At 46.8% G+C, this 23,382-nt stretch carries 16 protein-coding genes; 2 read left to right on the forward strand and 14 right to left on the reverse strand.

Annotated elements, in window-relative coordinates; genetic code table 11:
- Positions 1-15 precede the first annotated feature (15 nt).
- The 5 genes from ACN083_RS00115 to ACN083_RS00135 all read right to left on the reverse strand — a co-directional run bounded on the left by ACN083_RS00115 (position 16) and on the right by ACN083_RS00135 (position 7,163).
- Positions 16-225 (reverse strand): hypothetical protein, encoded by a 210-nt coding sequence (locus ACN083_RS00115; protein WP_419100806.1) that lies wholly within the window; start codon positions 223-225, stop codon positions 16-18.
- 5 nt (positions 226-230) lie between these two features.
- The gene (locus ACN083_RS00120; RefSeq protein ID WP_419100807.1) at positions 231-4,136 is read right to left on the reverse strand and encodes a DNA helicase; all 3,906 of its coding nucleotides are present in this window, start codon (positions 4,134-4,136) and stop codon (positions 231-233) included.
- Between the two features lie 78 nt (positions 4,137-4,214).
- Positions 4,215-4,670, reverse strand: a complete 456-nt coding sequence (locus ACN083_RS00125; protein WP_419100808.1) for a hypothetical protein — start codon at positions 4,668-4,670, stop codon at positions 4,215-4,217.
- Entirely contained in the window at positions 4,670-5,434 is a 765-nt protein-coding gene (locus ACN083_RS00130) for a MurR/RpiR family transcriptional regulator (RefSeq protein WP_419100809.1), read from the reverse strand. The genes ACN083_RS00125 and ACN083_RS00130 overlap by 1 nt, the downstream gene beginning before the upstream one ends.
- Positions 5,435-5,540: 106 nt before the next feature.
- Positions 5,541-7,163 (reverse strand): alpha-glucoside-specific PTS transporter subunit IIBC, encoded by a 1,623-nt coding sequence (locus tag ACN083_RS00135; RefSeq protein WP_419100810.1) that lies wholly within the window; start codon positions 7,161-7,163, stop codon positions 5,541-5,543.
- Positions 7,164-7,433: 270 nt separating this feature from the next.
- On the opposite strand from ACN083_RS00135, the gene ACN083_RS00140 reads away from it, so the two are divergent.
- Together ACN083_RS00140 and ACN083_RS00145 are read left to right on the forward strand one after the other, a co-directional pair.
- Positions 7,434-8,261 carry an endonuclease/exonuclease/phosphatase family protein gene (locus ACN083_RS00140; protein ID WP_419100811.1) on the forward strand — a complete coding sequence of 276 codons (828 nt, stop codon included), beginning with the start codon at positions 7,434-7,436 and terminating at the stop codon, positions 8,259-8,261.
- Between the two features lie 58 nt (positions 8,262-8,319).
- Entirely contained in the window at positions 8,320-10,038 is a 1,719-nt protein-coding gene (locus tag ACN083_RS00145) for an alpha-glucosidase (RefSeq protein WP_419100812.1), read from the forward strand.
- 207 nt (positions 10,039-10,245) lie between these two features.
- Here ACN083_RS00145 and ACN083_RS00150 read toward each other — a convergent pair whose 3' ends face one another.
- The 9 genes from ACN083_RS00150 to groL all read right to left on the reverse strand — a co-directional run bounded on the left by ACN083_RS00150 (position 10,246) and on the right by groL (position 23,348).
- Entirely contained in the window at positions 10,246-10,872 is a 627-nt protein-coding gene (locus ACN083_RS00150; RefSeq protein WP_419100813.1) for a nitroreductase family protein, read from the reverse strand.
- A gap of 125 nt (positions 10,873-10,997) precedes the next feature.
- Positions 10,998-12,587 carry a glutamine-hydrolyzing GMP synthase gene (gene guaA, locus ACN083_RS00155; RefSeq protein WP_419100814.1) on the reverse strand — a complete coding sequence of 530 codons (1,590 nt, stop codon included), beginning with the start codon at positions 12,585-12,587 and terminating at the stop codon, positions 10,998-11,000.
- 155 nt (positions 12,588-12,742) lie between these two features.
- Positions 12,743-13,297 carry a DUF3817 domain-containing protein gene (locus ACN083_RS00160; RefSeq protein WP_419100815.1) on the reverse strand — a complete coding sequence of 185 codons (555 nt, stop codon included), beginning with the start codon at positions 13,295-13,297 and terminating at the stop codon, positions 12,743-12,745.
- A complete protein-coding gene (locus ACN083_RS00165) occupies positions 13,287-14,258 on the reverse strand; it encodes an SURF1 family protein (protein ID WP_419100816.1) in 972 nt (323 codons plus the stop codon). The genes ACN083_RS00160 and ACN083_RS00165 overlap by 11 nt, the downstream gene beginning before the upstream one ends.
- 128 nt (positions 14,259-14,386) lie before the next feature.
- On the reverse strand, positions 14,387-15,505 hold the full coding sequence (locus ACN083_RS00170) for a GuaB3 family IMP dehydrogenase-related protein (protein WP_419100817.1): 1,119 nt from the start codon (positions 15,503-15,505) through the stop codon (positions 14,387-14,389).
- Positions 15,506-15,578: 73 nt separating this feature from the next.
- Positions 15,579-17,096, reverse strand: coding sequence for an IMP dehydrogenase (guaB, locus tag ACN083_RS00175; protein WP_419100818.1), 1,518 nt, complete (start codon positions 17,094-17,096; stop codon positions 15,579-15,581).
- A gap of 173 nt (positions 17,097-17,269) precedes the next feature.
- Positions 17,270-19,333 carry an acyltransferase family protein gene (locus ACN083_RS00180; RefSeq protein WP_419100819.1) on the reverse strand — a complete coding sequence of 688 codons (2,064 nt, stop codon included), beginning with the start codon at positions 19,331-19,333 and terminating at the stop codon, positions 17,270-17,272.
- Positions 19,334-19,423: 90 nt separating this feature from the next.
- Entirely contained in the window at positions 19,424-21,535 is a 2,112-nt protein-coding gene (locus tag ACN083_RS00185; RefSeq protein WP_419100820.1) for an acyltransferase family protein, read from the reverse strand.
- A gap of 220 nt (positions 21,536-21,755) precedes the next feature.
- The gene (groL, locus tag ACN083_RS00190; RefSeq protein WP_419100821.1) at positions 21,756-23,348 is read right to left on the reverse strand and encodes a chaperonin GroEL; all 1,593 of its coding nucleotides are present in this window, start codon (positions 23,346-23,348) and stop codon (positions 21,756-21,758) included.
- Positions 23,349-23,382 lie beyond the last annotated feature (34 nt).

Genomic DNA, 23,382 nt, shown 5'->3' on the forward strand with positions numbered 1-23,382 from the left:
GTCCCTCCCCACATCTTAGATAGACGACCTAAAATCGTGGTGAGGAGGACGTTGCTCTTTCAGCCACTGAGCTCGAGAATCTTCTTCAGAAGAGATTTTTCGAGCTTCCTCGTCCGAGCTAAGAACACCTATAATTTTGGGTTCTTTACCCCAAGAAGAATCACCAGAGACTACGCGGCGATGTCCTCTCCGCTTTTTAGGAGTAGAAGAATACTGCTCTGACATGAAACTTATTCGCTTTCCACACCAAGATACCGGAACATTCGTTCCGCAACCGCATAGGGCTTTGAAAAGACTTCAATAGTCCATAACGTCATATAGTTCCAGCCAGTACGAGCTAAACGGCCTGGCAAAAGACGCGTTCTTTCGCGAACACTCATGCGAGCGAACTCTTCAGAGCCATCAGAACAAGCAGCAAGAGGGAAGTTTAAAGCAACAGGATCTTGAGAATTTCCACTCTTACGACGACGAGGGCTAGGCGTAGAACCTGCCATCAACGACTCATGCTCAGAATACGCTACCAAAGAGATTCCCTGCGTTCCGTGCTCGCGTAGATGCACACCACTGTTTCCTAAACGGCGCACCATATCGTTCAATAGCCAGTCCCCCATATCAATCGCCTCAATATCGGCATTGCGGAGAAACTCATTCTGAGGGATTCTATCGGTAATCGTCGCAGTCTGCTCTTCATGACGAATCTTCTGCCAGTTTTCGTGCTCTTTGAGCATCTTGTAAAGGTCTAATGCTCCGTATTCAAGTAATGAAGGGTCGAGATCTTCGATAGATACACACGACATTAAGCGTGTCAAGTGGCGTGCACGGGTCATCCCCAGCACGAAATATTCACGTCCATGAGTTTCAGAGAGTTGGCCAAGTTTATGGTTCACAACTCCGTTATGACCTTTACCTGTACCGAGAGAGAAAATGACAACGTCGCGTTCAAGCCCTGAGGCTCTTGATAAATCTACGACACGGAAAGGTTCCCCATGTTGGGCGTTATTGAAGAAAGGTAGCATCTGAGGATACTGCGCTAACAAAGAGCGTACCGCTTCTGCAATACGACGCGCATGACGAGTGCTGGCTGTTACTACAGCCAAGGACTGGTTAGGGTTTTTATACGCGTGTTCAAGAACCCGTTTAGCGACGCTATCAACCTCAATGGCAGGCGAATCAAGGTTGGAATTGTCACTAATTTTTCCGGTAGCGTCAATATACTCGGCGATAAAAGCAGGAATATCCTCGGATATTTCTTCACCCCAAGGGTAGAAGTTCAGTACACCAGAATAAAAATTCTCGTTCAGATATCTAAATACTGCAGGGTCTACAGTACGTTCAGAAAGAAGCGCTAACGTTCGTGCCGGAAGAATCTTTGAAAGCGCGCTATAGGTGCTCTCAATTTTAGGGTTTTTCTCTAAGGGAGCGTTTTTTGCCACGGCGGACACCATGAACGGTGCTGGGAAACCACTATGGGGATCTCCAATAGCAATAACCTGTTCTGTTCGAATGATTGCAGGAAGGTTTGCTGCTAACGGAGTAGATTCCGCGTCAAGAAGAATCACCGCATCAAAACGCACCGTATTAGCTAATCTACGAGTTAGCGCAAATGGGCTCGAGGTCCATAATGGGTACAGAGCATGTACCAGCGCACCAGAATGTTTAAGAACTGCGTCAAAGTCGAAGTGATGTCCTCGAAGCTGACTCTTCAAATAGGCAGCAGCCTCAGCATCTGCAGCAATACGGTTATTCCAAGTGTCTCGGATAGAAGCACCTAATCGTGCTGGAGTTGCTGCGATATGAGCTTGGTCAGCGGCACGAAATTCTTGTTCAAGAGCTCTTAAGCTATCACCATCAAGGATTTCAATCTCGTCACTGGCTAGCATCTTTTCAAGGGCACTTTGCCACCATGCAAGCTCAAGTTCAGCGCTGACATGTTCTGCAGAAACTTGACGTTTGAGAAGGTCCGCCAAAAATTCTTCTAGGCCGAGTTCGTAAAGTTCACGACGAATTTCTTCTCGCTCAGGCAGGGTGTACAGTAGCTCTTCATCCGCGTTGAGCAGGTTAAGCCGTTCTAAGAGAACACTATATGGGGTGTTCAAAAAGTCATTTCCGTCAGGGTGATCTTCTAGAACAATCGCAAGACCTGAAAATTCATGAGCGAGATCGGCGAGTTGTTCTTGTAAACGGGTCAGGTTTGCAGGAATTTGTGGCTCGCGTGGAGAAGCGGCGCGTGCAATCCATTCTTCTCTTTCCTGCTGAACAATGAGAAGGTTCTCATGTAGGTCATTGATGTGAACACCCGGAAGAATATATTCTTTCGCTGCTTTACGAAGCCGAGAGCGCTGAATACTGCTCATTTCTATACCGTGTTCACGACGCCACGCGCTACTTGCGGTGGCAGCAATAAGATCAGTTACGGGTCGGTCGTAAACGTCTACACGGAATTTTGTGAGAGTCTGTCGAATACGTTCAAGGAGCTGAAGTTGTGCTTCCCATTCGTAGTAGCTTTGGCCCATGCGGAGACCAGTTTGCTCACTGAGCTGGCTCATCTTTGCGTGCATTGATTGCAAGGAAGTTATCAAAGATTGTACGAGGCGGTGTACCGCTTTACATTCTTCTTGGTCGTAAAGTTTCGCCCGATGCCATGAAGACAGCAATGTAGAAGGACGGAATGCACGTAACTGGGCAAAACGTTCTATTTTCTCAGTGATTTTAGCGCGGTGTGAAAGCGCGTCCATGACGTGACGGTTAAAACGAACTGTCGTCGTAGGGGCGGGGTCTTGAGCCGTTAAAGCAGCAAGAGTCTGTAAAGCATCATATACTGAACATCCCCAACGCGATTCCGTAAATTTGAGAGAGTTTGTATGAGAGATAAGCTGATCTCGAGATGAAACTAACCGCTCATACACGTCGCTCATGTTTGGGCAGGCTGCATTTTCATTACGAATAATGGCTTGCACTAGAAGTTCTCTCAACTCTTCTGAGGAATGTTCCTTCAAAAGGTCAAAAGTGAATTGGTCAAGGCCAATATTTTTCAGAAGTGAGGCAAAATTTTCAACGGTTGAGCTACGCTCCCCTACCACTAATACAGATTTTCCATCGTGAATGAGGGTCGTAGCGATATTAGTTGCCATTTGTAGCGGCTCGGTACCAGATGGTGCTGTTACGACCAAAGAGTGCCCAGAACGTGCTAGGTCAATGATTTCTTGAGCTGAAGCATCAGCGTCAAAGGCCAACATTTCGCTATGAGGGGCTCTTTGATCGACAGGGGCTGCCGCGTTATTAACAAAAACTTCTGGGTGAGTAGTGTCTTCAGGTTCTAATGCAAGTTTTGCAAGTTTGCGGACGAGAGGAGTAAAGGAATTTTCTGGAAGTTCAGCCGCATTTTCTTTAATATCAGCAAACGTAGAAATCAGGTATTTTGACTCAATTAACATTCCTGGTACGTGACCGGTGCTTGTACGCATCCGGTCAATCACAGGTTCTGGGTCAAGTTTTGACATAGAGTTTGCTAATTGCGCAACATCCATAGAGCCAAGATCAATGCTGTACTCTTTATAAATTTGACGCACCATAGCAGGGTTCAATTTTGCAGTTCCCGATAAACGAATTTCAAAGTCTTCGCTTGTTGGATGAGGAGTGATAACAATGGGTGTCAAAAGAACCGGTGCAATAAAACGTTTTTCAGGGGCCCCTTGCCCATGGTGAACATCTCGGGAAAGCCATGAAGCAGTACCTGCAGCAAAATACCCTGCAGAAAGACCATGCTGGTTTTCTAATTCAAAGATTTTACTGCGTAGAGCTTGAGCTGCACGCATAGCCGATTCACGTTTACTTTTATCGCGAATAATAGTAGAAAGCCGTGTTTTACGTCCCATCATCAGCTGAGCCAGCCCTGAAGGGTTTGCGTCAGTGATATCAATATGGACATAATCAATCTGGTTAAAGTCAAGGAGTGCATCTGGACCGGTGTAAAGGTCCATTTGGCGGTTCCACGTTTCTAACCCTTTTTCATAGTCGAGAATCTCTACGACGTTCTCAAGTTGTTCACTCACTGAGGGTGCAGAGGTTCCTACGGCGCTACTACCGGCAGATTCCCAAGATTGAGCCGGCTGAGGGGTAGCTGATTGTTCGTTCACGAATGAAAGCTCTTTCGATACTGTTTAGGGTGCGGTTTTACTCTAGTTATCCATCATACGGGTCAAGGCCCTCAGGAGTTAAGCCATCGACAAGTTCCAATAAGAAATCATCACCAAAACTGTCAAAACAGAAATCAATGCCATGCCTGCCCAAAGAATCCATCGTTGAGGTGTAGAACATGCTGCAGGAAGAGCACCCCAACGAGAGCGGGTAAAGAAAAAGGCGAGGAGAACGCCTAAGAGGTTTCCCACAAGAAGTTGCTGAACCATAGCGAAAATCCCAAAATTACGTTCAACGTAGTCGCCCTCATCTTTGATGAGGTTTAACATTCCCGCTAAAAGAATGGTCATACAAGCAATGAGAAAAGTTAGTGCAATTAGAGGTGCGTTAAGGACTTCTTCAAGAGGTAGCTGCGTTTGGGAGCTAAGTAAAAAGGTGTATAGAAAATAGCACAGTGGAGAAATAATCCAATACCAAAATAGGTATTTTTTGGTGGAGTCTGGGTCGTTAAGCCGGTACAGAATACTATTCACTATTGGTCCTCGGTGTCTAAGAAATTCATGTATTGCCGAACGATATAGTCTAGTAGAACGCTCAACGCAACAAAAGAATGATAGGGGTGTTTGCTATGGTCACCAACATGAGTGGGAGTTGCTTCATAACGTAAAGAATAGGTTGCATGAGATGAAATGTAGTTCAGACTTTGAGCTGTAATTGCAAGCATTGGAATCTTGCGTGAGGAAAGAGCCTTGATTGTTTCTTGTACAGATTCCGTATTACCAGAGAGCGATACCACGATGACGAGGTCGTCGGTGGTCATACTCGAAATACTTCCAGCAAATTCATTTTTAGCAGGAATAACATGCGCAAATTTTCCGCATACTAATAAAGATTTAGAAAACTCTTGAATAGCGTTTCGTTGAGCGTATCCGGTACCAAAACAATACACGGTACGGGCACGATGAATATGGTTCAAGATCTCTTCTAAATCAGTGTTTTGAAGTGTTTCAAGAGTCTTCATGATGTCTTCAACGCCGGAGCTCACAAAGTCTACGGGACGTTCAGAGGCCGTATTCAGCGAGTTTTTGATGAAATACTTTAGCTCTGTAAAACCTGAGAAGTTCAGCTTTTTAGTCAGCCGAATAATACTCGAAGTAGACGTATACGTACGATGCGCTAAAGAGTTAATAGTCGACTCTGCAACAAATTCTTCATGCGTTAACATGAAGGCAAGAATTTCACGTTCAGTATTGCTGAGGTGATGCTGATGCGCGTTAACTATTGTCTGAAGATCCACGAAGGCTCCTGAGCCGAAAGATGATGTACCTATCTCTAGATAATACATGCGTATTCGGTTCAGGAGCCTTCCTCATCTCAAGAGAATGTCATATGACGTGTTCTCTTTATGATGGTTCGTTCACCATGGTCTCGAAACGGTCTCGAACCTGTGGGACATCCATTCCAACAATAACCTGTAAGGCTTTACCCTTATTGACAAGGCCAAGGGCACCAGCAGATTTGAAATCTGCTTCAGAACCTACAAGTTCTGGATTCTCTACCGAAACGCGCAGACGCGTAGCACAGTTGTTGACGGAAGTGATGTTTGAAGCCCCGCCTAAGAGTGCTAAGAAGTCTGTTGCACGCTGAGTATAAGAATCAGTAGTAACAGCTACCGTTGATTCTTCAGCAGAAGCTTTAAGAGTTCCTTCTTTCTTCGCTTGGCGGTACTCAGCTTTAGAGTACAACTTAGCTTCTTTTCCGTCTTCTTCACGGCCAGGAGTCTTGAAATTGAATTTGATAATCAAGAAACGGAAGATGAAGAAGTACAACGCAGTGAAGCACAGACCAATCACGATTTGAGCAACATAGGTTGGCCAGTGATTTGCCCACAAGGGAACCCAGTTTTGGAAGACGAAGTCGATTAAGCCGCCGCCCATGTTGCCGGATAGTCCGAAGAAGTACATGGTTGCAGACATGGTCGCCGCAAGAATTGCGTGTACCAAGAACAGAGGAGGAGCAAGGAACAAGAAGGTAAATTCTAGAGGCTCTGTAATGCCGATCAGCATCGCGGTGAGGCAGACAGGAACCAATAGCGTCATGAGTTCTTTTCTCTTCTCTTTACGTGCTGTGACGTAGAATGCGGCAGCAATACCGATAGGAGCAAAGACTTTCGAGTTACCGTGAAGTGCAAATCCGCCACCGGGGAAAAGTTCATTCAACGGTGCAGAAGACTGGGAGTACTCGTTAAGGTGTGCTACCCAGTGCTTGATAATTCCGTCAGGAACCACTGCTGGGCCAAAAATAAAGGGGGTATAAATGAAATGGTGCAAGCCCGTAGGAATCAAAATACGCTCAAGGAAGGTGTACAGCCAAACACCAAAGACGCCGGTGCTCAGGAAGAACCCTTGCATAGAACCAATTGCATGCTGAACGGAAGGCCAGACAAGGCAGAACACTAAGGCTACCGGCATCATCAAGAAGAAGCCAAGAGCATATACCCATTGTGTTCCTTGGAAAATACCGAGGAAGTCGGGGAGCTTAGTGTCGAAATAACGGTTGTGAAGCCACACGACAATAGCAGAAATGATAATAGCGCCGAAGATACCAGTATCGAGAGTCTTAATACCGGCAATCATCTTCAAGCCAGTGCCAGCTGCACCTTGGGAAAGATCAACATCATAATCAACGTTGAAGGCAGGGCCCCAAATAGAAAGAATTGTTGCGATGAAGTAATTGAAGGTCAGGTATACCATCGCAGCTTCAAGTACTGCACGAGCATTAGCGGTCTTTGCTAATGCGATGGGCAGACCCAAGACGAAGAGTAGTTCCATCTGGTTGAAGACAGTCCATGCGCCAGACTCCCATACAGACCAGAAGTTGTACCAGCCAGTGCCTTCAGCAGCGATTGAGCCAAGAAGTTGCTCGTTCTTGCAGATAATTGCGATGCCAACGACAAGACCAGCAAAAGCAAAGAGGAGGACGGGGGCAAGCATTGCCGAGCCGAACCTCTGGATTTTCTCCATCATTAGAGAATCCCTTTCACCGTAATTGAATGTATATGTAATGGATGTGTTTGTTTTACACCACACTATATGTGTATTAGTACGCTAAAAACATACTTCTTTGAGAGAAGAAGCACTTCTGGTACGTTTTTCAGAAACTGGAAAGAAATTCCATGAGATGGAAAAAGTTCCTCTCGCTGAGTTATAAAAACTATCGCTTTTCGTCAAAAGTACTTTTAGGATTTTTCATAAGACCGTACCCAAACACACCAAAGGTTTTAGCTCTTGAAGATTTTGACGCTTAATACACATAGCTGGCTAGAGCTTCATCAACTCCACAAGATACGAGTCCTCGCAGACTTCATCTTGGCAGAAGATATCGACGTTATCGCATTACAAGAGGTCAACCAGCTCATCAAAGCACCTTTTGTTGAGACAGACCATTTATATCGCCCACTCACAGAACGCCCTATCACCTTTGATAACTTTGCGCTCTTACTGTCACAATTCCTCCAAGAAGACGGAAGAACCTATTACTGGAGCTGGGCAGAGTCCCACGAAGGATGGGGAATCTACGACGAAGGTGTAGCGCTCTTGAGCAAGCATCCTTTCATCGAATTACACACCATACACATGAGCGACCCCCAATACGACTATAAAAATGTGTACCGTCGTTGCGCGCTAACAGCACGTATCCACGTTAAAAACCAAGACCTCTGGGTATCAAGTGCACATATGAATTGGTGGGAGCGAGATGGCCAACAACTATTCCAGCATGATTTTTCGTCACTGAATCATCAGCTTCATATCTTCGCTCAGAATACACCTATCATTCTTGCTGGAGATTTTAATAATGATGCGAATGTTCAGGCAGAAGGATACGCTCAAATACTTCAAGCCGGTTGGCACGACACCTATTCCCAAACCGCTCATGTCGACGGAAAATACACCGTTCATAAAAATATTGCAGGATGGGAAAACTCGACGGAGGCTAAACGTATTGATTTCATCCTGACCAAGGGATTGAACGCTCCAGTACTACGCCACCGAGTAGTCTTTGCCGATAACACTCCAGAAGCTATCTCTGATCATTCTGGAGTTCTCGTAGAGATAGCTCTCTAACATTCAACCTGTTCCACAGTCCCCCAACCATCACCCACTTATCCTTAAGGAGTTCTCCATGAGTTCAGCAGCACGTACTTGGTGGAAAGAAGCTGTCGTATACCAGATTTGGCCACGTTCTTTCCAAGACTCTAATCATGACGGTATCGGCGATCTTCCCGGTATTACACAACGTCTTCCATACCTTGCACAACTAGGAATTAACGTCATCTGGCTTTGCCCGATGTTTTCTTCCCCCAACGACGACATGGGGTATGACATCTCCGATTATCAGGGCATTATGGATGAATTTGGCACCATGGAAGATTTTGATACTCTCGTTGAGACCGCCCATAGCCTCGGTATTAAGATTCTCTTAGATATTGTCGTCAACCACACATCAGATGAACACGAGTGGTTTAAGCAATCTCGCTCTAGCCGAGAGAACCCCTACCGTGATTACTACTATTGGCGTGACTCTTCAGGTATTGACGAAGACGGCAACCCACTACCTCCAAACAACTGGGGCTCAGAATTTGGGGGGCGCGCTTGGGAATACGATGAACACACCGATCAATGGTATCTACACATCTTCTCCAAGAAACAGCCCGACTTGAACTGGGAGAATGAAAAGGTTCGTGAAGAAATCTACACCATGATTAACTGGTGGCTCGATAAAGGGCTCGACGGTTTCCGCCTCGACGCTATCAACATCATCTCTAAACCAGAGGGGCTACCAGATGACCCCAATATTGACTTCGATAAGCATGGTTCATCTATCCCGTTCGTGGTCAAAAACGGTACCAAAGTGCATCAGTGGATGCACGAACTTAATCTCAAAACCGCAGCGAATTATGATGTAATGACCGTCGGAGAGATGTCCCAAACCTCAGCAGAAGACGCTGTACAATTCGCTGGTTTTGATACTGAAGAGCTCAACATGATTTTCCATTTTGAGCATATGGGTGTAGATACAGACCCCACCACCGGTATGGGTAAATGGTCTATCAAACCCTACGACCTCGTTGACCTTAAAGAAGTTCTTAATACGTGGCAGACCACATTACAAGGACGAGCTTGGGGATCACTGTACTGGAATAACCATGACCAGCCTCGACTGATTTCTCGCTTCGGTGATGATTCACCACAATGGCGTGTGCTCTCAGGCAAAATGTTAGCGACAACTCTTCACGGTATGCAGGGCACCCCCTATATCTACCAGGGGGAAGAGTTCGGTATGACAAACGTCCAATTTGAAGAGATTAACGACTATCGAGATCTCGATTCGTTGAATCTCTACGAAGATATGGTCGTAGAACGTGGCAACCTTAGCCACGACGAGTGTATGGAACTCATCTACGCTAAAGGACGAGATAACGCGAGAACCCCCGTGCAATGGGATGCAAGCGATAACGCAGGCTTTAGCGCCGTAGAACCATGGATTAAACTTAACCCTAATTACCGCGAGATTAACGCTGCTAGCGCGCTCGAAGATCAGCACTCTTTGTTCTACCATTATCAAAAGCTCATTCAGTTGCGCCGCGGTGAGCTCAAAGACCTTCTTGTGTATGCAGATTTTGTTCCTCTTGATGTTGAGGACGCTCAGGTTTATGCCTATGAGCGTCATGCACAAGATGGTTCTAAGCTGCTTGTTATCTCGAATTTTACCGATCAACAGCTCACTCGTGAATATGGGCTACTAGATCAAGGCGAATTAGTACTTTCAAACTATGAGGACGATATGCGTCAAACATTACGTCCTTATGAGTCGAAGATGTATCGCGTGAATGCCTTATAGCGGAAAATTTTAAAACGAATATTTGGGTTATATTAACGCACTCACTATGGAACGCATTTTTATATTCCTGTAGTGCAATACTAAACCCGTTAAAAATATCGTGGTGTGAAGAATTTTCTTCACACCACGATATTTTATGAAGCAGTGGTTATCTTTCTCTGAGGTCAAAGAAGCTGTTAATAGTGATGTCTTGGGCGAAGAAAGTCTCTAGTGAAAACGTGTAATTTCTTCTGCTTTTAGTCTCATACTTGGATGAGCCTCATATGCGGCTTTTCCGATTGCTACGATGAGTACGGGAACGTACTGTTCTTTATCCATACCTAAGGCTTCTGCAATTAAGTCATCTTCAAAACCACCGATAGGGTTTGTATCGTAGCCGTGAGCTCGCGCCACAAGCATCAGTTGCATTGCCGCCAAGCTAGAGTCTATTTTGACGATATCATTCATGACCTGTTGTGGTGCATTTTCGTATCTGGGCATAAACAATTCCATCAGCTGATTTTTCACTGACTCAGGCATAAGTTGTTGTTCTACGGCGCGAGAATAAATGTCTTCAGCTTTTTCATAGCATTTCATATCACCGAAAATGACGATCATCGCTGAGGATGTATCGTTTTGTCGGGTGTTAAATCTTATTAGTGGACGTAAAAGGTCTTTACCTTCTTGGCTTTCGACAACAACGAATCGCCAAGGTTGAAGGTTAACTGAGGATGGAGCTTTTACTGCTTCATCGATCATTTCGAGCATTTCTTCACGAGGTATTTTCACGTTTTCGTCAAATACTTTAATAGATTTTCTATTAAAAATAATGTCTTTAAAGTCGTTGTTCTTCATCTGTTTTTTCTCTTCTTGAGCCCGTCGTAGCGTTTATTTTAATTGCGCTACATCATCTTGTGGTTAAAACAAGATGTCCCTCAAACCTCATAGTGTCAGGGGTTTAAGGGACATCTTTTAGGTATTTATTCCCATTCAATAGTTCCTGGAGGCTTTGAGGTAACGTCCAGAACGACACGGTTCACTTCAGAGACTTCGTTGGTGATACGGTTCGAGATTTTCGCTAATACGTCATACGGTAGACGGGACCAGTCGGCGGTCATAGCATCTTCGGAGGATACGGGGCGTAGCACGATGGGGTGACCATAGGTACGGCCGTCACCTTGCACGCCGACAGAACGAACATCGGCAAGCAGAACAACCGGGCACTGCCAGATTTCATCGTCAAGGCCAGCATTTGTTAGCTCTTCACGAGCAATAGCGTCTGCCGCACGTAGAATCTCTAAATTCTCGTATGTTACTTCACCAACAACACGGATACCTAAACCGGGGCCGGGGAAGGGTTGACGAGCCACAATCTTTTCGGGAACACCCAGCTCACGACCGATAGCACGAACCTCATCTTTGAAGAGGGTACGTAAAGGTTCGACCAGTTCAAAGGTCATGTCTTCAGGTAAACCGCCTACGTTATGGTGAGACTTAATATTTGCGGTGCCTTCTCCCCCACCTGATTCAACGACATCGGGGTAAAGGGTTCCCTGTACCAAGAATTTAATATCGCTACCGTCGTCTTGTGCTTGTTCAATCAGTTGACGCTGTGCAGCTTCAAAAGAACGAATGAACTCACGACCGATGGCTTTACGCTTCGTTTCAGGGTCGCTGACACCAGCAAGAGCGTTGAGGAAGCGTTCAGATTCATCGATAGTGATGACCTTAATACCCATGGTGCTAGCATAGTCATTTTCGACTTGTTCACGTTCACCCTGTCGTAAGAGTCCATGATCAATAAAGAAACAAGTCAGTTGGTCGCCTACCGCTTTATGGACAAGCGCCGCAGCCACGGATGAATCAACGCCACCGGATAAAGCGCAAATAACGCGATCTTTACCAACCTGCTCACGAATCTTCGCTACTTGCTCTTCGATGATGTTGCCGGTAGACCAAGTCTTTTTTAGTCCTGCAATGTTGAAGAGGAAGTTCTCAAGCGCAACCTGACCATAATCAGAGTGTTTTACTTCGGGGTGCCACTGGACACCGCCGAGTTTACGGTCTTCATCCACCATCGCCGCCACAGAAGCGCCAGGTGTCTGCGCAAGTACGGTAAAGCCCTCAGGTGCTTGTGATACAGAGTCTCCGTGGGACATCCAGACATTTTGAGTTGTGGGAGTTCCGGTGAGGAAGGAGGAGTTTTCAGCACAGACAGATGCATCAGTTGCACCGTATTCGCGAAGACCGGTCTGAGCAACAGTGCCGCCAAGGGTCTGTGCCATCACCTGGAAGCCATAGCAAATACCGAAAATGGGAACACCCGATTCGAAGAGTGCGATATCGCCCTTAGGAGCGCCTTCTGCATACACCGAAGAAGGACCGCCAGAAAGAACAAGAGCAGCTGGGTTCTTAGCTAGAATCTGCTCGGTTGGCATAGTATGCGGAACAATTTCGGAATAAACACCGGCTTCACGAACACGACGAGCAATAAGCTGCGCGTACTGAGCACCGTAGTCAACCACCAAAACTGGACGCTGTTCTAGCTCCGTATGAGATGTGTTGGTCACGAGTCACCTTAACAGTTGATATGGGGAACTTTTTCACCGAGAAGGCAGAAAAAGCGAAGAATATATCTTCATTCTAAAACACAATGCTCAGATACCGGCAATAATCTATCCGGACAAGAGCAAAGGGAATATTTATCACTACCGGTATTGAAGTGTTAGTAGCGTTTTGTGGCTTGCGGATTTGCCCGCAGTAACGCTAAAGTCTCACGGTGAATACGGCTCTCCACAATAAATGATAGGAAAGGAACGACACCGCCTAATGCCATCACAATAAGCTGTGGTAGTGCCCAACGCATCAAAAGCCATAGGCGGAAACAGGAGAAAAGATATACGACATAGAACCATCCGTGGATAATCAGAATCCATGTTGAGATGTTAATTCCTCCCACCAAGTTATCTGTTTCAAGGTTCAATAAGCCCAGAGGGACACTCTGACCGGTATGTGCGTCTTGAGCGCCCATCACAAGGTCAAAGCGGAAAACATAACGAGTAATCATCTCGAGAACCAGTAAAAGCAGGAACGTACCAGAAATCCATGCGCACCATTTATAAAAGTTCAGGGAAGAGCGAATTTGTGCTTCTGTTCCTCCGAATTTTTTGCGAATAGTAAAACCGCCCTTACCGTCAGCAGTACCTTGACCGGTAAGCACCACTTTTTTACCGTCTTGACGTTCTTGAGGTTTCTGCTGTGGCGAATCATTATGATGCATGTTTATTCGTTCTTTCTTCTGTTATCTGTTGCTGCGAAATATCATCAAAAAAGTAGTATTGTTCTGCGCCTGGGTCCCAGTAATAGTATCGTCCAGAGTCTTCATCCAACCAATACTGCCCCTCATATTCAAAATATTCAGCAGGGTCTTGAGCTTTTTCATAAGAGTCTTTAAGCATCCGCCACCAGAGGAAGAACGCGAAACCAGCAAAAACAAGCCACTCCAGAGCATAAAAAATGTTTAACCAGTTCACGTCTTCATGGGTAACTTGAGAAGCTCTCACCCCATGGACGTCTTGATTCTGACCCAAAATTGTAGCTGAAGGTAGTAGCCTTCCATCAGCGTCAAGAGGAAGAGGTTTCCCCTGCGGTATCTCTGCGTCGGCTGTGATAATCGCACCGTAGAGAGGTCTATCCCATAGGTTTGTCAGTTGAGCGCTAGCTGCGCTACCAATAATACGGTGTGAAGCTATCTGCTCAGCAGAGTATTTTTGTACAACATCTCGAGAATAGTAAGGGGCGTCGTTAGATACGATACGACCAATAACGGTTAACGTACCCTGAGGTTCTACGTCAAGAACGTCATTGGCGCTCCACGCTCTCGCAATAGCAATAGCTCGAGACTCAGAATCTGTTGAATGCGTTTTCTCGGGGATAAAAGCGCTCACTATCCAGAACCCTTGACGTCCTTCATTCAGTTTATCGGCGACAAGGTAAGAAGAATCAGGAACATAGTGTCCAGTCACTTGCACCATATGGTCAGAATTCTCAATCGTTAAAGGCTCATGTGCTGAAAGAAATTTTTCCCAAGGCTGCACGATTTCTTTAGTAGGATCAGCAGTGCGTTGGCCCCAAGTTGCAGAGGAAAGTTGCCAGTGGCTGAGCATCACAAAACCCGTACTCAAGGCAATCACCAGAAGTAAACTGGCAATCCATCGAGGAGTAAAAGCTAATTTCAACACGATATCTACCCTATAACGTTTGATATCAAAAAGCTCTGACACCACCGTCACTATCGGTGATATCAGAGCTTTCTTTAAGACTGACCATGCCTTTACTGAGGTAACCCTTTGGCTCAGGGGCTCATTGGTTAATCAGCTAAGACTAATTCACTTCGTTGGAAAGATTTCACATCGGTAAAACCGCATGTTGCCATGGCCCGTCGCAAAGCACCAACAATGTTAGATGTTCCATCAACGTGGTGGGAAGGGCCATACAAGACTTCTTCGAGAGTACCAACCGTACCGAGGTTTGTGCGAATACCTCGAGGGAAGTTCACTGAATGAGCCTCATTGCCCCAGTAGAGTCCGCGGCCAGGTGCTTCACTTGCACGTGCGAGAGGTGCACCAATCATCGCAGCATCTGCGCCAAGAGCAAGAGCTTTAACGAGGTCCCCTGAACGTCCAAGTTCTCCATCAGCAATGACGTGTACATACCGTCCGCCAGATTCATCAAGGTAACGAGAACGTGCAGCTGCCACATCAGCAATAGCTGTTGCCATAGATGCTTGAATGCCTAGACCACGTCGAGTAGTCATCGATGAGCCTCCACCAAACCCAACAAGAACACCTGCCGCACCTGTTCTCATCAGGTGCAACGCTGGAGTATACCCAGCTACACCACCAACAATCACCGGAACGTCAAGTTCGTAAATAAACTTTTTAAGGTCGAGAGGTTCACGGTTTTCTGAAACATGTTCAGCAGAAACAGTAGTCCCGCGAATCACAAAAATATCGACCCCAGCGTTAACAACAGTTTCGTAGAACTCTTGAGTATGTTGAGGAGTCAAAGAGCCTGCAACAATAACACCAGAATCACGAATTTCTGAAAGGCGTTTAGTAATCAGCTCAGCTTTAATAGGCTCAGCATAGATTTCTTGCATGCGGCGAGTAGCAGCAACAGGATCGTTAAGCTCTAAAGAAGTAATCTCATCCAAATAAGGTTGAGGGTTCTCATAGCGAGTCCACAATCCCTCAAGGTTTAAAACGCCTAATCCGCCCAACCGTCCAAGTGCGATGGCGGTTTGTGGAGACATCACCGAATCCATCGGTGCACCAATGAGAGGCGTCTCAAAGGTAAAAGCGTCAATACGCCATGAAGTACTCACGTCTTCAGGGTCGCGAGTACGACGAGAAGGTACTAGAGCAACATCGTCGAGCTTATAGGTGCGACGAGCCCGTTTTGATAAACCAATTTCGATATCGGACATGGTTTGTTCCTTTCGTTAGAGGCAATACCCCAGCAAGCGCATAACGCTTATGGGATATACCACGCCGAATGATTTAGCGACGGTAGTTTGGTGCTTCGACCGTCATCATAATGTCATGAGGGTGAGACTCTTTGAGTCCTGCGGGGGTGATACGCACGAACTTACCCTCATATTTCAATTCTTCAATGGTGCGAGCGCCAACATAGAACATTGTCTGACGTAGACCGCCTTCAAGCTGATGCAAAACAGAGCCGACACGACCGCGGAAAGGAACACGTCCTTCAATACCTTCAGGAATAAGTTTCTCTTCAGAAGAAACATCCGCTTGGAAATAACGGTCTTTCGAGTAAGACTTGTGGCGTCCACGAGAAACCATTGCGCCTAAGGAACCCATACCTCGGTATGCTTTGAATTGTTTGCCATCAACAAAAATTAGGTCGCCAGGAGATTCTGCGGTGCCGGCAAGCATCGACCCCATCATCACAGAATCAGCACCAGCAACAAGGGCTTTACCGATTTCACCGGAATGTTGCATACCGCCATCAGCAATCAAAGGAACGCCTGCCGGAATAGCAGCCTTAGCAGCTTCGTTAATGGCTGTTACCTGCGGGACACCTACACCAGCGATAATGCGAGTAGTGCAAATAGAACCAGGGCCAACACCAACTTTAACGCCGTCTGCTCCAGCGTCGATAATGGCTTGTGCACCAGCGCGGGTTGCTGCCTGTCCGCCGATGATATCGACGTGGTCGGCAGCAGAATCTTTTTTAAGACGGGCAATCATATCGAGTACGCCTTGTGAGTGTCCGTTAGCGGTATCGATAAAGAGTGCATCAACGCCGGCTTCTACTAAGGTCATAGCTCGTTCGTAGCCGTCACCAAAGAATCCAACAGCCGCACCAACGCGAAGACGGCCTTCGTCGTCTTTGGTGGCGCGAGGGTACTGTTCTGTTTTGATAAAGTCTTTGACTGTAATCAAACCGGTCAATTTGCCGTTTTGATCAACAAGAGGTAGCTTTTCAATCTTGTTAGAAGCTAATAGGTTGTAGGCTTCTTCTTTGGACATCCCCTCATAGCCGGTGATTAGTGGCATAGGGGACATAATCTCGCGAACAGTGCGCTGTGAGTATTCAGCTTCGGGTAAATAACGGATATCACGGTTGGTGATGATACCGACCAAAATACCGTTTTCGTCGACGACGGGAAGTCCAGAAACTCGGAAGTGTCCGCATACGGCATCAAATTCTTCGATAGTTGCTTCCGGCCCGATGGTTGCGGGATTAGTAATCATTCCAGACTCGCTACGTTTAACGCGGTCTACGTGAGTAGCTTGGTCCTCAATGGAAAGATTACGGTGTAGTACGCCCAGTCCACCCAGACGAGCCATTGCAATAGCCATATCCGATTCAGTGACGGTGTCCATCGCAGCAGAAATAATAGGAGTGTTCAGGGTGATACGCTTCGATAATTTTGTGGAGGTATCAGCATCTGCAGGATTGACGTCGGTATTACCTGGTAGCAGAAGAACGTCGTCGTAGGTGAGGCCGGTGAAGCCAAAAGGATCTTCAGACAATGCGGTGGGCGTAGCCATGAACGAATCGGACCTTTCGGTTGTGGGAGTTATTCTCTGATAAGAAAGAGAAAAAGAGGTTATCCAATTGTTAATAGTAAACCCCAGAGGGTGTGAACCCTAATAGTTCCACGATAAAAAGGGTATACGTCTCACCGATTCAATATTTTCTGTACCTGATGAGCTTACCGAGTTTATGTGCCTGAATATTCCGGTACCGAAGATTCATCAACCGTATCGGTGTGTTCAGTACCTTCAAGCGTTTCAAGCATCCGTTGAATGAAGAAATTTTCTGCAGAGACGACGAATGTTTGTGTTAGATGTGAATCATCACGATATACGTACACGTTACCGACAGCAGAAGGGCACTCTGCGTTGGGGCAAATTAGGTCTGTCATATCGACAGTGCCGAAGTTAGGGTATTGTGCTGCGTATTCTTCTAAGGGGTTAGATTGTTGAGCAAGTTCTGAGTCGAAGGTGCAGAGCTGATGGGTTCTTGTCTCACAATCTGCATGAGTTGATTCAAAACGAGGGTTATCCCGAAGAGCAACAATCTCAATACCTTCGTGCTCAAGATGTTCAATAAACTCTTCTAGCCCGTCAGGGACGTACTCCCCCGAGCCTTCGTACACGGAGATTGTTCCAATGGTGATGACGAGGTCAGGTTTTTGCTCATCGATATAGCGTTGTGAGTTCTCAATCCAGCGTTGGCATCCTTGATTTGTTGTATTACGGGCAGGGTCAAGTAGGTAGCAGTCGTTAAATTGTAGGAATTGAAGATCCCAATTTTCTTGTGTTGCTAGTGAGATAAGCGGATCGCCCCACTGATCCATATGAGAGTTTCCAACAGCGATGACTCGGTGTGTGGGCTCTTCAGAAGTTGTCAGTTGATGACAGTTCCATTTTTCAAAATGGTATGTTTCTAGAAGGCTCGGCGCACAAGAGGTGTTATAGAGGGGACGGTCGTCGAAACGGTCAGCAGAGCTAGGGCGAATACCAGCATTTTCTTCACCTTCGTAAATAAAACCTGCTTCAAGGGCAAGGGCACCAGGGTTATCGACTATAGGTTGAGCGTTCAGGCGTTGTTCTGCACGTTCTAAAACAACGTTCCATAATGTTGTACTTACGAGGACAACGGTCATACAGCATCCAACAATCAGGACAGAAAAACGTGCATTGCCGTCAAAACGCTGAGCACATGTTAAGAATTTTTTATTCGCCTGAGTAAGAATCCAAGCGCATCCCAACGATATTGCAAAGAGTATGATTCCAGCGCTGGTACTGGCCTTTTCTTGGTCGACGGTGTAGAGGTAAAACACAAGAAGAGGCCAGTGGATGAGATAAAGCCCATAAGAATATGTCGCAAGCCATAGTAAAGGTTTGAGGGAGAGTAAACGCTCCACACCCCATCGGCTTGCACTATCTCCGCTAACCAGTACACCAGCGGCTGCTAAAGTGGGCCACAAGGCATAATACCCAGGGAAATTACCCTCAACATCTAGGATAAGGCCACATAATACTATTGCGATAAGGCCCATCCAACCCACCATTATTTTGATGGCTGAAGGGAAGCGAAGATACGGCAGCCCGATAGCAACCAAAGAACCTAAGGCAAATTCCCAAAGGCGAGTGTACGTAGAAAAATATGCAAGCTGTTGGTCAAGATGTGTGTAATAGACCGAGTACGTCAATGAAGCAAGAAAAACAGCACCAAAAAGAGTTGCTAGAATACCGCGAGCGAACCGTCGCCCTATCATACGGTAAATGACCCAGCTCAGACCAAAGAGTAAAGGCCATAGAAGAAATATTTGCCCTTGAACTGATAGCGACCAGAAGTGGCGTAACGGTGAGGCCTGTGAAGAATCAGCAGCATAATAATCCACCAAGTTGTTGATGGACCACCAGTTTTCATAATAAAAAACGACTGAAACGGCTTCATCCATAATCCCTTGCCACCGTGGCGCAGGCAGAAAAAACCATGTCCCAATCAGCACCAGTAGAACAGTTGCCGTAGCCAAAGGCATAATACGTTTAAAAGTACGTGCCCAGTAGTCTTTGAGGGCTTTAAAACCGATTGGCTGACCTGTTTCTAGTTTCCGAGTGAATGAAAGCGTCATCAAAAAAGCGGAGATGAGGAGGAAAACATCCACCCCTCCCGAAACTCGCCCGAGCCAAAAATGGTAGGCAACGACCAAGGTCACAGCAAAAGCGCGTAACCCTTGAATCTCCGGTCTAAATCGACGTTCTTTTGGTGCCACAGGTAAGTAATTTTCTCTTCGTGATAACAGACAACATGGTAGGAGTGAGATTCACCCCGTGATTAGTGTTTAACGCGATAAATATGTAGTTTAGGTACGTCCGAGGCTAAACCCTTGTTCTTGTAGCTGTTGGTTGAGTTCTTGATCCAAAGTAGAACCGTACGCACGAGAAATATGGTTATCGTCCATGTACACATAGACGTTGCCAAAAATAGGAGAACAAAAACCATAGGGGCAATATTGTTCCGAAAAATCAAGACCATAAACCAAGGGATTGCGGTCTACGAGTTCTTGGGCAGGATTAATATCTGCAAGCTTTTGTTCCCGCTTTTCTCCACAAAACGTAGGATCTTCTGGATGAGTCTGAGCGCAATCATAAATATTATCAGCCCATCGAGGATTATCACGTAACGCAAAAACCTGTATCCCTGCTCGAGTGTATGCTTCAATTTCTTCTTCGATACCGGGTACGAGAATCTCCGAGTGATGCGCGTCTGTCTGTGTTACGAGCAAAGCGACGGCCTCAGGGTGAATATCAAGTACGAGCTGACGAATATTAGCGTTGTATTCTTCGCATTCTTCGTTAGGGTTCGGTTCTGCTTCCAAAGGATAACGACACGCGCCAAGATGTAAATCCATAAGGTTTATTTGGTGCTCTTGAGCCCACGGTCTATAGAACGCAATAGATTGTCCAGCATGCGAAGACCCAATAACCATCACTAAAGGACTATCTGCCTTAGAGGAGTTCTGTTCAAGTCCGCAGAGTGAGCTGATGACTCCCCTGTCTCCTCCAATAAGACCGCCACAACCGTTCGGGTCGATACCATCGTATTGTTTTTCGGGGTCGGTAGTAGGAATAGGCGGATACTTGTAATGAGTAGAAGCCTCATTGTAGGCATACGCCCCAGGAAAGTCGGGGCTTCCAGCAGCTTCGGCAAGAGCTTCGAGCTGATTGTTACGATGGTGAACCCACGCTTTAGCGCCCACGAGAGGAACACCAACAAGCATGAAGCAGCTCAGAATAATAGCTATTGGGCGAGTAGTAGCACCGGAGAGAAGTTTTTTCATTCCACGATGAGGTTTCGGTACCGCATGTTTTTTAACGGTGGGAGTACGTCGTAGAGGTTCTTCAATTCCATAGTGAATGATGGTGGCAATGACTATCGAGCTAATGATGAGCAAAGAACCGACCAAAAAATTGGGGTGGTCCACGCGAGCGCGAGTTGAGTAGATAATGTAGACCGGCCAGTGTACGAGGTACAGAGCGTAGGAAATTTCACCGAGTTTTAGTAGTGGTGTGGAGCTGAGAATTCGGTCTACACCCCATGGGGAGTTTGTCTGTCCGGCAAGGATGACGAGGGCGCCACAAGTAACGGGCCAGAGTGCAAGGTATCCGGGGAAGGCTTCTTGTACTGGCAGGATGAGCCCGCAGAGGATGAGTCCGGCAACGCCAACCCATCCCATGGGGATGCGAAGCCATTGTGGAGGTTTCCAGTAGAAGGTCACTATGGCAAGGAGCGTTCCGGTAGCAAATTCCCAGGCTCGGGTGCGGGTATCAAAATATGCGAAGCCTTGGTTTGTTGCAGTTTCATAGATAGAAAATGCGAGAGAGATTCCCCAGACGGTACCGAATACTAGGAGGGCTGTTCCGATGAGGTTGAGGCGGAAGCGGCGGACGAGTAATGCGACGCAGAAGAAGAGGATTGGCCAGAGGATAAAAATCTGTCCTTGCATGGACAGCGACCAGAAGTGTTGTAGAGGTGTTTTGGTGGCTGCGTCTTGGGCGTAATAGTCTACTGAATTATATGCTAAACGCCAGTTGAGAAAGTAAAAAAGTGCAGCTATACCATCGTGGATGATGCCCATGATTCGTGATGGGGACAGGAAGAACCATGCGGCGATTACTGTTCCTGCGATGACGGTGGCAGCAGCCGGCAGTAAGCGTTGAAAAACGTGTAACCAGTATTTGATGAGGGCCAGCGGTCTTCCCTCATTGATTTTACGTAAGGTTGAGAGGGAGAGGAGGAAGGCGGAGATGAAGAGGAAGACGTCGACGCCTCCAGAAACTTTGCCGAACCAGATGTGGTAGGTGACAACGAGGAAGAGAGCTAATGCGCGTAGGCCTTGAATTTCGGGGCGAAAACCTTGGGTTTTAAGCCACCGCCTATTCAACGGGTATTTGGTGTGTGTTTGCGCAACCATGAAAGAGTTCTCTTTCTGTGTGTATATCTGATTGACGAGAGTGCTGACCTTTGAACGTTACCGGAACTGGAGTCGATTGTCTGCCTAAATAGTATTTTTTCGAAGCCTACTGTGAGCAAACACAAGTTCTTTTTGAGGCCAGAAGAGCCTGTTTTAGTCCCTATACGGGAGGCTAAAACAGGCTCTTCTGTACCGTTAGAGGTTCTGAGAAGAAAATATTTTATTTCTCTTCTTCGTCCTCTGTTTCTGGTTTCTCGACGACGAGGGTTTCGGTTGTCAGCACCAATGCGGCAATGGATGAAGCGTTCTCTAGTGCTGAGCGTGTTACTTTGACGGGGTCAATAACACCAGCAGCGATGAGGTCTTCATAGTCGCCGGTACGTGCGTTAAAGCCAGAGCCAACAGGTAGTTGAGCTACTTTGCTGGTGACAACGTATCCATCTTCGCCTGCGTTTTGAGCAATCCAGCGTAGAGGTTGGACGAGTGCTTTCTTGACGATTTCAACACCGGTTTGAGCGTCTTTTGACTCAAGTGTCATACCTTCAAGTGCTGCTAACGCATGCACGAGAGCTGTTCCTCCGCCTGCGACGATGCCTTCTTCAAGGGCTGCACGGGTTGAGGACACTGCGTCTTCAATACGGTGTTTACGTTCTTTTGCTTCGACCTCGGTTGCTGCACCAACTTTGATGACGCCAACGCCACCGGCAAGTTTTGCTAGGCGTTCTTTGAGCTTTTCACGGTCCCATTCGGAGTCGACTCGCTCAATTTCTGCGCGGAGTTGGCTGACTCGTTCAGCGACGTCTGCAGAGGTTCCGGCACCTTCAACGATGGTGGTGTTGTTTTTAGTGACGGTGATACGTCGTGCTGAGCCAAGCTGGTCAAGGGTAACTGAGTCAAGGGAGATACCGAGTTCTCCGGTGATCACAGTGCCGCCGGTAAGAATTGCAAGGTCTTGCATAATTGCTTTGCGGCGGTCTCCGAAGCCAGGAGCTTTGACGGCAACGACGTTGAGGTTTCCTCGAAGCTTATTGACGACGAGGGTGCTAAGAGCTTCTCCGTCTACGTCTTCTGCGATGATGGTCAGTGGCTTTTTTGCCTGAACAATTTTTTCTAGCAGTGGCATAATCTCAGCGACTGTTGAGATTTTGCCTTGGTAGAGCAGGATTAAGCTATCTTCGAGGACTGCTTCTGCACGATCAGAGTCGGTGACGAATGATGGTGAGAGGTAGCCTTTGTCGAATTGCATACCTTCGGTAATTTCCAGTTCAATTTCTGTGGTTGAACCGTCTTCGATGGTGATGACGCCGTCTTGTCCGACTTTGTCGAAAGCTTGGGCGAGAAGTTCACCAATTTCTGGGGACTGTGCTGAGATAGCCGCTACGTGTGCGACTTCTTCGCCTTGAACGTCTCTGGCGTTTTCGAGTAGCCGTTGGGAGACAGCACGGACGGCGGTTTCAATGCCTCGTTTGACTTCTCCTGGTGCGGCACCAGAGGTGACGTTACGCAGACCTTCAGAAACAAGCGCTTGAGCGAGTACGGTTGCAGTAGTTGTACCGTCACCTGCTACATCGTTTGTTTTGGTGGCGACTTCTTTGGCGAGTTGAGCGCCAAGGTTTTCGTATGGGTCTTCTAGTTCAATTTCACGAGCGATAGATACACCGTCATTAGTAATGATAGGTGCGCCCCACTGCTTGTCAAGGACGACGTTGCGCCCGCGAGGGCCCAACGTCACTTTGACAGCGTTTGCGAGTTTATCCACACCAGCTTGCAGGCTCTTACGAGCTGCATCATTGAATTCAAGCTGTTTTGCCATGAATTCTTAGCTCCTTTGTATTGTGTGCGGAAAA

It is taken from the genome of Rothia sp. CCM 9418 (assembly GCF_048512825.1).
Lineage (GTDB): Bacteria > Actinomycetota > Actinomycetes > Actinomycetales > Micrococcaceae > Rothia.